The 13373-nt window shown below is 60.0% G+C and carries 9 protein-coding genes; all 9 read left to right on the top strand.

Annotation, left to right across the window (positions count from 1 at the left end):
• Positions 1-461: 461 nt before the first annotated feature.
• The 9 genes from ABEL04_RS14060 to ABEL04_RS14100 all read left to right on the top strand — a co-directional run bounded on the left by ABEL04_RS14060 (position 462) and on the right by ABEL04_RS14100 (position 13301).
• Positions 462-1718 (top strand): FHA domain-containing protein, encoded by a 1257-nt coding sequence (locus ABEL04_RS14060; RefSeq protein ID WP_375803027.1) that lies wholly within the window; start codon positions 462-464, stop codon positions 1716-1718.
• 86 nt (positions 1719-1804) lie between these two features.
• The gene (tssJ, locus tag ABEL04_RS14065) at positions 1805-2239 is read left to right on the top strand and encodes a type VI secretion system lipoprotein TssJ (protein WP_375803028.1); all 435 of its coding nucleotides are present in this window, start codon (positions 1805-1807) and stop codon (positions 2237-2239) included.
• A gap of 46 nt (positions 2240-2285) precedes the next feature.
• Positions 2286-3641, top strand: coding sequence for a type VI secretion system baseplate subunit TssK (tssK, locus tag ABEL04_RS14070; RefSeq protein ID WP_375803029.1), 1356 nt, complete (start codon positions 2286-2288; stop codon positions 3639-3641).
• 35 nt (positions 3642-3676) lie between these two features.
• Positions 3677-4420 carry a type IVB secretion system protein IcmH/DotU gene (gene icmH, locus ABEL04_RS14075; RefSeq protein ID WP_375803030.1) on the top strand — a complete coding sequence of 248 codons (744 nt, stop codon included), beginning with the start codon at positions 3677-3679 and terminating at the stop codon, positions 4418-4420.
• Positions 4421-4480: 60 nt separating this feature from the next.
• A complete protein-coding gene (gene tssM / locus ABEL04_RS14080) occupies positions 4481-8056 on the top strand; it encodes a type VI secretion system membrane subunit TssM (RefSeq protein WP_375803031.1) in 3576 nt (1191 codons plus the stop codon).
• Positions 8057-8092: 36 nt separating this feature from the next.
• Complete coding sequence (tagF, locus tag ABEL04_RS14085; RefSeq protein WP_375803032.1) at positions 8093-9076, top strand: type VI secretion system-associated protein TagF; 984 nt, start codon at positions 8093-8095, stop codon at positions 9074-9076.
• Positions 9077-9125: 49 nt separating this feature from the next.
• Positions 9126-10829, top strand: coding sequence for a type VI secretion system protein TssA (tssA, locus tag ABEL04_RS14090; RefSeq protein ID WP_375803033.1), 1704 nt, complete (start codon positions 9126-9128; stop codon positions 10827-10829).
• 830 nt (positions 10830-11659) lie between these two features.
• On the top strand, positions 11660-11797 hold the full coding sequence (locus ABEL04_RS14095) for a hypothetical protein (protein ID WP_375803034.1): 138 nt from the start codon (positions 11660-11662) through the stop codon (positions 11795-11797).
• A 28-nt stretch (positions 11798-11825) separates the two neighbouring features.
• A complete protein-coding gene (locus ABEL04_RS14100; RefSeq protein ID WP_375803035.1) occupies positions 11826-13301 on the top strand; it encodes an IS1634 family transposase in 1476 nt (491 codons plus the stop codon).
• The last annotated feature ends 72 nt before the right edge of the window (positions 13302-13373 follow it).

The following is a 13373-nucleotide window of genomic DNA, read 5'->3' on the forward strand; positions in this document are numbered from 1 at the left end:
CCTGGAAGATACGGCACTCAGGGGGATTTTTCTATCCCCATCTCGGATTCTGGGGCAAGAGCACCCTTCTTTTTTCGCCTCTCCGCTCCAATTCCGACTGTCGACGTGCAGCCACACCCCGAAGGCACGTACGAACTCTCTTGAGACTCAGGTTGGGGGACGGGAAGCCTGATGCAAGCAATCATCCAGCCAGCTCTGCCTTCCTGAAACTTTAAGCGTTTCTCTTTCCTTTCACAGAATCCCTGCTCATTTCCGTCGATTTTACTACTCCTTAGAATCAATTTCGCATCGGCACAAGCAAGGAGGCGACTCGTCACACGGGAAGCGTTGGGCCCGGAGAGGCCGCCGGCTTTGCTTCGAAGAGCCCTGCAGTGAGGCACGAGTTGATCGATTTCTGCGATCCAGGGTCCGCATCATTGACTGTAATCGATCATTGACTGTAATCGGCAGCAATCAGGACCATGCCTGTGAAACTACGCGTCGTAAATACCGAAACGGAGGCGGACGATCCGTCCGAGTATTTATTTGACCAAGACCGTGTGACGATAGGGCGGGACAGCGAGAATGACTTGACGTTGCCGGACCCGCACCGCATCGTCAGCAAGGAGCACGCAGTGATCCGGAAAGAAGGGGGGACGTATCAACTCGTAGATCGCGGAAGCAAAAACTTCACGTACCTTCATGATCAACGACTGACGGCCGGCGATCCCTACGAACTTGCTGAGGGTGATATCTTCTCCATCGGCAACTTCGAAATCACGTTCGTTCCGACAGGACCTCCGTTCCCCTCGCCTGCCACTGACGAAACGGTCTTTGCGGCCGACTTCTCGAACCCGTTTGCCGATCCAGCTCAAAACCTGAGCGAGGCGCTCGCTAACCTCATCGAGACGTACGAGCAGGAGGCCCCTCAGCGTCGCGAGGATGCGTTGAAGGATGCCTTTCGCCGGACCGACACAGAGCTGGAGAACCACGAGGCCGTGCGACGGGTGCTCGATTTGCTTGGCGTGCCGCCGTCATCGACGGCGAGTTCTCCCGCCTCTTCCGAAGACACTCCGGCCCGTTCATCGTCCTCGAGCCCGTCCGCGGAAGCGCCCCCAGATACCGAATCCCAAAGGCCATCCTCGCCAGCTTCTGCTTCGTCTCCGTCGACGCCATCGGTCCGGGCCGAGAACGACGCTATCGACGAGGTGCTCGACACGCTGGTAGAGGCCCTCTCGCGTATCATCGGGATTCCCTGGCAGTTCCGTCATGAGTTCATTGGGCAGACCATTATGCAGTCCGCCGAGACGGATTTTCTCTACAGCGGAGACGCAAGCACCATGAAGGACCACCTTCTAGATCCGTCTATCTCCCAGGACGAGCGCCGGAAGCGGCTCGATCACGTTGAGGATGCTGCCGAGGCATTGGCCGTGCATCAGGTAGCCATGCTCAATGGGTACAAGGCCAGCGTGACTAAGGGAGCCGAAGAGCTAATGGACCGCCTCAATCCTGAGGTTTATCGGGCGGAAATCACTGAGGAAAATGTCGTGTACGAGTACTTTCCCATGTTGGCGAGTCCGGCGGTTGTCGAACGTCTCCAGTCGAAGTGGAATGACCTGAAGAGAGGAGACTGGTCTGCGGCTGAACAGCGCATCTTTAGACCGGCCTTCATCAAAGCGTATCTCGCTCGCATGACGGCCGCTAACTCCTCCGGGAAAGACACGACCGGGGAGGAATGACGGCACGCCGCGTAGCGATCTTTCCATCGTCAATTGCCCTTTTCCATTCCATTTTTCCAGCCGAAAACAGAATGAGAACCACGGCAGTGTCTTTCCTTCTCGTCGCCTTTCTCGCGACTGGCTGTTCGACGACCATCGAGGTGATGATGAGTGGGAAGCCCGACATGAACAGCGGTGGAAATGCCGCGGTCGTTCAGGTGTATGAACTGAGCGGCGAGGGTAGCTTCCAGGACCTCTCATTTCGTACGTTTTGGCAAGAGAAGGGGGCGTTGGGCAAGTTGGTCAGCTCTCCGCAACGAAAAACCGTGTACCCGAACGAAACGACGACCTTCGAACTGGAGGTAGCCAAAAAAACCAAACTTATCGGTGTAGCGGCGAATCTTCGCAACCCCGATTCGGACAAATGGCGCGCTCTTTACTCTGTCGAAGAAGTAGGGGATCGGCTGTCCGTTACTGTCTACGACAACCGAATCTCCGTGGCCGTTGAAGGGAAAGGCCTCCTGGACAAGGTCGGACTCTAGAATTGCTCGCGAAGACGACGGTCGACTTTATCAGATTGGTGTCACCATGCCTCGTGATCGAAAGAGAGTCGTTTGGTTTGAGGGTATGACCCTCGACCCTCACCACTTCCAACAGTGGGACCGATACCAGCAGGGAACCCTCCATGCTCGCCTTCAGGCCGTCGAGCCGCACAGTTGGGGACTCGTGCGTCTTGGCATTGATGAGGAGCGTCTCGACAACGGGGAATTGGCCCTGACCCAATGCACGTGCATTTTGCCTGATGGGCTGGTCATCGACATGCCAGAGTCGAGTCCGCTCCCAGACGTGCGAAACGTGCAGGAATCCTTTCCGGGTGACGAGCAGCGCATGCGGGCTCTACTGGCGGTGCCCGCCGATCGCCAGGATGGACGCAACGTGCAACTGCGGAGCGCCCAGCAGCAACGGGAAACGCGGTTCATCGCCGAGAGCGTCGATATTCAAGACGAAAACTCGGGAGCGAATGAGCGTCCTGTCGAGGTGGCCCATACGAACGTCCAGATCCGCTTCGCGAGCGAGCCTCAGCAGGGGTACAGCACGCTTCCTCTCGTCGAAATTGAACGTACCACCAGTGGGTTTTCGCTGAACGACCATTTTCTCCCTCCCTCCCTCCACCTCAATGCTTCGGGCCGCCTCACGGAATTGGCCCGGCAGACACTCGAACTCCTCGTTTCCAAGAGTGACGAATTGGTGGAACGGCGCGAGGACGCGTTCTCGCAGCGGGAGCTGTCCCCCTCGGATGTCATGGCGCTCAACCTATTGGGGACCATCAACAGTTACATTCCCCAGTTCAAGCAGTACCACGCTCATGGCCAGCATCACCCTCGCGAACTATTCCATACGCTTGCGATCCTCGCTGGAGAGCTGTCCACGTACGTTGAGGATGCGCAGATACACCCGCGGAACTTACCGACGTACGAGCACGAGGCACCTGGCGAAGGCTTCAGTCAGCTCGAGACCATTTTGCGACGCATGATTGGGGCGGCCACCCCTTCATCCGGCTACGAACGCATCACACTCGAACGGGACCGGGAAAACCTGTACGTAGCATCGGTGTCTCAGGACCTTCTCGACGACGCACGGCTGTTTCTCGTGACCCGTAGCGATCAGCATTCGGAGGAGAAACTCACCAATGCCCTGCCCAACATGCTGCGGGTGGCCTCGCCGAATACAATCGATTCTGTGTTGCAAAGCTACACGCAGGCGCTCAGTGTAGAGACGACACGTCGCCTCCCTACAGGCATCCCGGTGGACGATCGGGCCACCTACTTCCGACTCGAAAAGCAGGGGCCCTTCTGGGAGTCGATCCTCGACGAGGAAGGCATTGCGGTCTTCCTACCATCAGACTTTCGTGACGTCGAGCTCGAACTGATGGCCGCACTTTAGTCTCTCTCCGCAAGCAAATTGGCGCCGTGGTCGCTATGTCCTCCGAAATGGTTACGGACACGAGAGAAAGCCCCGATCAGGACGTTTTTTTCGACGAAACGACTGATCAGCGATTGTCCGAAATTTTTGCGCCCTGCTTCACCCTCATCCTGAATCTGCGTGCGAGCGACGACTTCGGCGATCTGGAGTCGCTTCGTCGACGCATGAAGGAGCTGCTGGACGATGCTGAGCGCGAGGCCTTGCGCGTGGGGGCCTCTCCGGACGACATTCAGTCGGCGAAGTTTGCGCTCGTGGCTTTTATCGACGAGACGATCCTGTCCTCCGACTGGTCGCACAAGGAGGACTGGGCCAGCACGCCCCTGCAGTTGGAACTGTACGACCAGTACGACGCAGGCGAGGTGTTTTTCGACCGGCTGGAAGATCTTCGCGAGAACCCAGGGGCCAGTGCTGAGGTGCTGGAGGTTTACTACTTGTGTATGACCCTCGGCTTTAAGGGGAAGTACCAGATCCACGGCCAGGAGCGCCTCCGTGAGATCATTGAGGGCACCTACGAGGACCTGCGGCGCCTGCCGGGCATGGGGGGGAAGGAGATGGCCCCGCACGGTACCCCGCGTGGGCAAGTTGCACAGGAGGTGCGAAGTAAGCTTCCCACCTGGGTGATCGCGGCGGCCGCCGCCCTCATCGGCCTGCTCGTCTACGCTAGCATGTACTTCTATGCCTCGGACGCCGCCAACGAGACGGCTCAAGAGATCCAATCTCTCATCGCGAAGGCTCAGTAGCTCGTCCGCGGCTGCCCCGTAGAAGCCCTGCTCCCTCCGCACTAGCTCGCCACTGCTGCCATGCAGTCGATCCTCAATCTATTCAAGAACCGATATTTTTGGATCGCCGTCGGCTTTGCGCTCCTCATTGCGCTGACGCTCTTTGCCGGGGAGTGGTTCGGTTGGACGATGGTCACGCAGTTGCTCATCATCATCGGCCTGCTGGTCGTCTGCATCGGCGTCGTCGCCTACGAGTTTATCCAGGCGAGCCGGAGCGCCCAGAAGATCGAGCAATCGATTAAGCAACAGGCCGAGCAGCAGCGCATGAACTCTCGGCCGGACAAGCAGGCTGAGATCCAGGAGCTACAGGAGCGGCTCGAGGAGGCCATCGCCAAGCTCAAACAGTCGAAACTCGGGCGCGGGCGACGGAGCAACGCGGCCCTCCACGCATTGCCGTGGTACATGTTTATCGGCCCGCCCGGCGCCGGAAAAACGACAGCGATCCAAAACTCAGGGCTCAATTTTCCGATCGGGACCGACGGCGTGCGGGGAGTGGGGGGCACGCGGAACTGCGACTGGTTCTTCACCGATCAGGCTATTCTGCTCGACACGGCGGGCCGCTACATGACCGAGCAGGAAGACGAGGAGGAGTGGCACGCCTTCCTCGAGATGCTCAAGGAGCACCGCACAGGCCGGCCTATCAACGGCGTCCTTGTCGGGATCAGCATCGACGAGTTGGTGGACGCTGCGCCCAACGAGGTCGAGTGGCACGCCAACAACATCCGTCGTCGCGTCAGTGAGCTCGTCGAGAAACTCGGGGTTCGCTTCCCGGTCTACGTCGTGTTCACGAAGTGCGACCTGCTGCAAGGGTTCGTCGAGTTCTTCAGGGACATGACGCGTCAAGAGCGACAGCAGATCTGGGGCTGTACCCTCACTGAAGAGCAGCGTGAGGAGGGCAGTCCGCGAGCCCTCTTCGAGAAGGAGTTTGAGCGACTCAAGGATTCTCTCATTGACACGCGGTTCGAGCGACTGAGCCGGTCGATGAAGCGGGAAGACCGCCGAAAGGTATATACATTTCCTCTGCAGTTTGCCTCCGCGAAGGAGAATCTGTCGTTCTTCATCGACCAGTTGTTTCAGGAGAACCCCTACCAGGAGAACCCTGAGTTTCGGGGCTTCTACTTCACCAGCGGCACCCAGGAAGGGGCCCCGATCGATCACGTCATTCAGTCGGTCTCCGAGGAGTTCAACTTTGCCACAGGCCTGGAGGAGAGCGCCGAGCCAGAGACGGAGACGAAGAGTTACTTTCTGAAGAACCTGTTTACCGAAGCGGTCATCCCCGACCAGTACATGGTCGAGCAGACCTCTAGTGCAGCCCGATGGGAGCGCCTCTTGCGATGGGGAATCGGAGCCGCGGCAGCCGTGGTGCTCGGTCTAATCGTGGTGGGCCTCTCACAGGCACTCTGGCGCAGCCTGGGGACCCTCGACGAGGTGGAGGAGGCGGCCCAGGCCGCCGCGTCGGTGCAGTGGGACGGCCAAAACACGTCGGAGGACCTCAAGAAGCTTACTCGGCTGCAGGACAAGATTGACGAGTTGACACGCTACCAGGAAGATCCCCCTCTCCTCCAGTCGGGTCTTTACCGCGGCGGGACGGTCCTCCCTCCTGCGCGCAGCCTCTACTACCGGACGCTCCGACCGCTCGTGCGAGAGCGCTTCAAGGCGCTCGAAACGAAGCTCTCGAATGCAGCGTCGGTGACGCAGGAAGAGCGCTCGGCCCTGCGCGATCAGCTCGAGAACTATCTGCTGCTCGCCGACTCGTCGCAGGCGCTGCGGCAGGACCGGTATCGGGATCAGCTCACCCAGTATCTCACTCGCCGGATGACCCAACCGACCGGCTCTGCAAGTACTGTAAGCTTTGAGGGATATGGAGGACAGGTTCAGTCTCACATGAAGGCTTACGTGGACGGGCTCCGGGAGGGCCGGGTGGAGCCGTTCGAGGTCCAGCCCTCCACGGTGGAGCGCGTGACGCGACTGGTGAATCGTCCCCCGACAATTCGTACCATCTATGATCGGATCAAGGAAAAGGGGGCTAGCCAGTTCTCGCCCGTCACGCTCACAAGCATGCTGGAGAGCGGGATCTCCCTTTTTGCCAATCCCTCGCAGGTGAAGGTCTCCGGGTTCTTCACGCAGCGAGCATGGAATAACTTCGTCGAGGAGCAGATCAAGCAGGCGGCGAAGACGCCCACCCAGGACGGGCTCATTGGAGGAGGGTCCGAGCAGCTCTCCGAAAACCTGCGTGATCCTGAAACCGTGCGAAAGAAGCTTCGAGAGCGCTATTTTGGGGACTACGCCGCGGCCTGGAAGAAATTTTTGAACAGCGTCGAGTACCGCTCCTTCGGCAATCTTCGTTCGACGGCCGAGGCCCTGCAGACCCTCGGTGACCAGTACAACTCCCCGATCCTGTATGTCTTGGGGGGCGTCACGAACCAGACGCAATTCAGATCGGCAATCGGTGCCGCCGCGAAGTCGGCCAAGAAGCAGGCTCAGGAGGAGGCAGCCCGGCGTGCGGAGGGGGCCGTGCAGCGGCAGACCGGTGTGCGGGCCGATGCGCCGAACGCCGCATCGTCCGAAACATCAAATGTGCACCCGGTCAACCGCCGGATGAAGAGTCTCCACCGCCTGAAACCGATTGGCCCGGACGGTCCATCCGAGAATTTGAAGCAGGCCCTCGGAGTGCTCCGGGAGGTGGGCCGCAAACTGGATGGCATTCGGAACGACCGCAGGACGACGTACGATTTTGCGAAGCGCGTCCTCGCCGGAGATCAGCTCGACCAACAGATGAGCTCCCTGCGCAGTTATCTCAGTCAGATTTCCCCTGAGGTCCGGCGCGAGCTCTTCGAACGGCCAATTCGTGAAGGGTGGACGGCCGTGCTGGGCCGAACCCAGAGGTACCTCAACGCACGCTGGAATGAGGAGGTCTACAGCTTCTATCAGGCCAACCTGGAGGGTCGGTATCCAGTGAGCGGCAGCCCCAACCACGTGCCCCTCGCGACCTTCAAGAAGTTCTTTCGCCCGCAGGACGGCAAGTTGGCGGCGTTCTACCAGAATCTCCTGTCGTCCTTCCTCCGGGAGGACCAATACCGGCCGAAGACCTGGGAGGGACAAGGCATCCAGGTTTCACCATCCATGGTTCAAGCGCTCGAGCGGGCCGAGCAGATCCGGAACGAGCTCTTCTCGGGAGGCTTCGGGCTCCAGTTCAAGCTTGTGCCCTATCAGCCAAAGCGTGAGGGAAATGCTCCCGCGCCAGGGAGGGTCACGATCCGCGCACACGGGACGAAGCTGGTCTACAGGTTGGGCGCTCGTCCAGAAAAGAGGTTCCAGTGGCCTGGAACGAGCCGAGGAGCGATGGTCCGAATCACGACAAATGCAGGCACGGTGGGCCCGATAGAGGCCAGCGGGCCCTGGGCCTGGTTCCGGATGCTAGAAAAAGCCAAGGTTACTCCCGAAAGCCCCACCGACTACCGGCTGGAGTGGCGCTTCGCTCCCTCCGACCAATATACCCTCACGGCAATCTATGACCTTCGGGATTCCGACGCGCTAGGAATTTACGCGAACCCAGGCGAAACTCTTCGCTTCAGCCCGCCAGAAACCCTCGACTGATTTGACTCTCCTTCGTCCCGCTGCGCCAGTGGTCCAATGCGAACGTCCTCTCTCGATGCTGCTTGCATAGGAAAAGTGCCGACCCACGGCGATTTCGTCCGCCATCGAGCCAGCACGCCCACGATGCGCGCCTTCGACGAGTGGGTCCACGAAGGATTGCGCCGGGTACGGGAGCGCCATGACTCGGCCTGGGAGGAGGCCCTCGACGACGCCCCCACGACGCGGTTCCTTTTCTCCGCTCGCGGCCGCCAGGCCCCCAATGCTCTGCTCGGTGTGCTTCGGGCCAGCCGCGACCGCAACGGGCGCACTTACCCCTTTGCTGTGACGTGCGAGCTTCCGAAGTCCGCCGTGCGCACCGACCAGCTGGCGCATCTCCCGCTCCAGGCCGATTCGTTCTACACGGCAGCCGAGCAGGTCGTGCAGGACGCGACTGATGGAACCCTGCCGTACCGGGAGGTCACCGATCGGGTTGCGGAGATTGCCCCCTCATTTACCCCCCAGTCCTCGCCGCCGGCGGAGTACAGCCGGTTTTTGGAGCAGCAAACCGTGGGAAGCTTTCTAGAAGCTCTATTCGGTCACTTCGAGGACGGTCGGAAGTACCGGCTTTTCGAAAACCTGCTCGACATTCTTCTTCCGCAGCGGAAGCGCAGTACCCCCCGCCTCAACTACGGCCTTCAGTTCCCACTGAGAAGCGGCGAGGCCTCCCCGACGAAAACTGTGTGCTTCTGGCTAGACACCAGCCTCCACCTGCTCGATCACCCCGACACCGAGTGCAGCTTCTTCTGGACTCCTGACTCCCGCAACCCTGCCTCCGCATTCCTCCTCCTATTTCTCGGCTCCCCTCAGGCCGACACCTTCTTTCAACTCCTCGGTTCCGGCGGCGAAATCGAGAAGATTTACAGGTTGGGACGCGCGAGAGGGGAAAAGGAGGCACAGGCGGCCCTTTCCCTCCCTGAAGAGTATGGCTCGCTCCTCGAAGACAGACAGCTTCACCTTCGGGCTTTTCTCCAGCGCCTGTAACCGGTGACGTCCGAGCGCTCGCCTCCCCTCCCACAAGCTGGTGGCTCTGATGCCTGACTCCGACTCCCAAGACGCCTCGGCAGACGCATCTGAAGACACAGCCCCCTCGGATCCGACCGATTCTCAACCTGCGAACGGTGTCGAGGTCGAAGATTTCCCCGAGGACTCCTCCCCGTTTCTTGAATCCATCAGGGCTCCCATCAGCGAGGAGGCTCCTGCTGGAGAAGATGTGACCTACGACGAGGATTTCCAGTCACTGAAGACACAAATCAACAACATCGGGTCCGTCTCGGGCCAAGCTGACTACGAGCGCATCGTGGAGCTGGCGCGGACGGTACTGACTGAGAAGTCGAAGGACCTGCGGGCTGCGGGCTATCTTGTGATTGGGGAAGCCCGGGTGAACGGAGCCGACCGGATGGCGGAGGCCGTTCGGGCAGTCCGACTGCTGATCGACACGTACTGGGAAGACCTCTATCCTGCCAAACGGCGAATGCGGGGACGCGGCAGCGCCCTCCAGTTTATTTCAGACCGGCTTGCCGACTGGGTCTCGTCGACTGATTTTGAACAACCAGATCGCGCGCCGCTGGTTGCCGCCCGAGACGCCCTGAAGGAGATCCAGGACTTTGGGCTGCAGGAGATGGGCGAACATGCCCCCTCGCTCAGCGGCCTCCTGAACGAGTTCGACGACGTCATCAGCTCGCTGCCGGAGCCGGAGCCGGACGAGCCGTCGGAGCCCGCCGAAGCAGACCATTCGGAACCCACCAGGGACGGAGGCCCCCCTGCGACCGAGGCAGCGCCGAGCGCGCCGTCTGAGTTCACCTCCGCGTCGGACGTCTCCGCCGCGGTCTCCGACGCGGCGTTGTTCCTCCGCGAGCAAGACTTGACCGACCCGACCCCATTCCGTCTGCTTCGGGCCGTCCAGTGGGGCGTGCTGCGCGAGGCGCCTCCTGACGATGGGGGAGAGACGCGCCTCCAGTCCCCGCGGGAGCAGCGACGGACCTACCTCAGTGGCCTGCTCGAGGATGGCGAGTACGAGAACCTTGTGCGGGAGGGGGAATCCTCCTTTCAAAACGAGCCTTTTCACCTCTGGCTCGATCTGCAGCGACTGGTCGCCTCGGCGCTTGACGCGCTCGGCGCCCCCTACGAGGCAGCCCGCGACGCCGTGGTGTTTGACGTGGCCCGCCTTGTCCGCCGCCTGCCCAGCCTTCCCTCCCTTGCCTTCAGCGACGGGACGCCGTTTGCCAGTCCGCTCACGGTTGACTGGATCGAGACGCAGGTCCAGCCCATGCTGGGGGGCGACGGCCAGGAGAACGGAGCGGCCGGAAGCGACAGTCAGATGCCCGTCTCTGAACAGTATGAGGAGGCCCGACAGCTCCTCGGTGGGGGAGATCTTGACGAGGCCCTTACACTGATGCGAGAGGGGGCCGCGGAAGACACCTCCGAGAAGGAAGCGTTTCACCGACGGCTCTACATCGCTCTGCTCTGCATGAAGGGGGATCGGCTCACCGTCGCCCGCCCCCTTCTTGATCGGTTAGACGCGGACGTCGAGCGGCATGCGCTTGATTCGTGGAGCCCCTCACTGGCCCTGACGGTTTGGGAGCACAAATGCAAATGCTACGACGCGCTCGCCCAAAACGCTGGCAGGGAGTCAAGCGAGGACCTTTCAGCGGAGGCAGATGCGGCGTTCGAAAAAATCTGTCAACTCGACGCCACGAAGGGAATCTCCGTGGCGAAGCAGCGGCCCAACTACTGATCGAAGTTGCACACTTGGCTACCGGGCCGCACTACGGGCAAAACGTCAAACCGGGGGAGGTCCACTCCTACCTGGCCTCACAACCTGGAATTTTCGGGTCCAGGCGAAGGGTGGATTCTCAAGCTGTAGATTCCTTCTGCGTCCCCGAGCCCCACCGGTGGAGATAGCCACAGGCAAGTGTACCTCCCCGTCTTCAACCCGATCTTCCGCACCCCCGCTGGCGGCCTAACTTAGTTCAGAGATTAGGCGTTAACATGGTACAATCATTATATGTTCGAACACATGTGTGGGCTGTATTCGCCTCGGCATTCTGTTTCCAACCGCATCGACATCGACAGCGATTGCTGATTCGCACTTGTCGCGAGGAATCTGGTCGACAGGAAGCGCGCGAAGCCCCTAAAAGATACGACTAATAACCCAATTTGGGGTACAATGTACGGGTAATTCTCTAAATTCAGTCACCCCGGGGGAGGGGGTGCGGAAGATGGGCACACCGATCCTTGGTCGCTGGTATCACGTCATCTTCTCGTTTTGGGATCGCATCTCCGCCACAATTTCGTCACACCGGTCCGCGGATAATTCGTCCCCGTAGTAGCGCAGAAAGAACTGAACCCGGCGCTCGGTTGGACCGAGGTCCTCGGGGAGGGACGACCAGACGATCGTTCGGCCGACACTCCGCACCTGCAGAATGGCAGGGATTATAATAAAGGACGGCCCTGGGCCGGTTTTCTGAGGCGGACAGGCTGCCAGTTTGGCAATTTTCTGGCTTTTGCTTCCATTCTCGGCGTACTTGTCTTTCAAGACGTGCCCGCCCTGACCTGGAGGAATCGATGGAAGCAACAACTGCCCCTGAGACCTACGAGAGCGAGGTTCTGGACCATCTGGGTCTGGTAGCCGGAATGTACGACGAACTCCAGATTGGCGATCGCATCGACGAGCACATCGCCCTTCGGCTTCGAGGAGCGTGAGGTCTCGGTCGGACAAGCCGTCAAGGCCATGGTACTCAACGGGTTAGGCTTTGTCCAGCAGGCTCTTTATTTGACGCCGCAGTTCTTTAAGGCCAGGCCCACTGAACGTCTGATTGGAGAGGGAATCCGGCCGGAGCATCTCAATGACGACACGCTGGGAAGAGCGCTCGACAGCCTCTACGACTACGGAGTCACTGAGCTCTTTCGCGATTTGGCGGCGCATGGGGCCGCTCAGCTCGGCCTCGCGTCCCGGTTTGCCCATCTGGATGCGACCAGTTTCCTGGCCCATGGAGAGTATAATTCGGAGCGGGAGACCGAAGATGGAGTGGTTCAGATCCGGAAGGGATATTCCCGCGACCACCGCCCGGATCTCAATCAAGTCGTGCTCAACTTAATGGTGGAGCACAAAGCGGGATTGCCCATGTTGATGGAGCCGCTTTCGGGCAACGCGAGCGACCAGGGCAGTTTTCCGGAGCTGATCGATCAGCACATTGATCATCTCCAAAACGCACACGGGTTCGATTACGTGGTGGCCGACAGCTCCCTCTACAGCGCCTCTCACGTCGAGGACCTTGACAGGAACGGTGTCAAGTTTATCACACGAGTTCCTCTAGCGATCAGCGAAGCCGAGGAGGTTGTCCAAGAGACTGACCCGGCAGCCCTTGAACCGCTTACCGAAGGATACGAGGCCCGAGAGCATATTTCTGAATATGGCGGAGTCCGGCAGCGGTGGCTCGTGGTCCACTCGGAAGCGGCCGAAGCGCGGGCCAAAGAAAGCGCAGCGAACCGGCGCGACCGCGAACATAAGGAGGAGAAGCGCGAATTCCGCGAGCTTCTGGCACGGGAGTTCTCGTGCCGCGAGGACGCGAAAAAGGCCCTGAGCGCCTTTGAGGAGGATCTTACCGCAAGCACGCTGGCGGAAGGCAGGGTCCTTCGTGCCATCTGTTTCACCATGGATGAGGAGGGGACTCCCGTAGAGACCGGGGAGGAAAGTTATCTGCTACAGGGGAAGCTCGTCCCTTCTGAGGCCCGAAAAGCTGAGCTCGTGAAGAGGAAGAGCTTCTTCATCCTGGCGACCAACGAGCTCGACGAGGAGCGTCTCTCTGGGCGGGAGCTACTGAAGGGGTACAAGGGACAAAGCAAGGTGGAGCGGGGCTTCCGATTTATGAAGGATCCCTGGTTTGTAGCCTCCTCCCTTTTTCTGGAGAGCGAGGAGCGGATCGAGGCCCTCCTGATGGTAATGACCCTGTGCCTCATGGTGTACGCGGCACTCCAGCATCGCATTCGACAGGGTCTTCAGGCCGGAGAGAGGTCATATCCCGACCAAAAGGGGAAACCGACCCAACGGCCAACCGCTCGCTGGATCTTTCAAAGTTTCGAGGGGATCCACGTCCTACACGTTGGTTCTCAACACCTCGTTCTGAACATGGAAGAGCACCATCGAACGGTGGTGTCGATCCTCGGGCCCGGGTACGAACGGCTTTATGTATCCCACCCGACATAGGGGGTGCGGAGTGTCGGGTTCGGGCCGTCTGGCACATGGAGATGCCCATCTGGAAGCGCTCTTCATTCGATC

The sequence above is a fragment of the Salinibacter sp. genome (genome assembly GCF_042218895.1).
GTDB lineage: Bacteria > Bacteroidota > Rhodothermia > Rhodothermales > Salinibacteraceae > Salinibacter.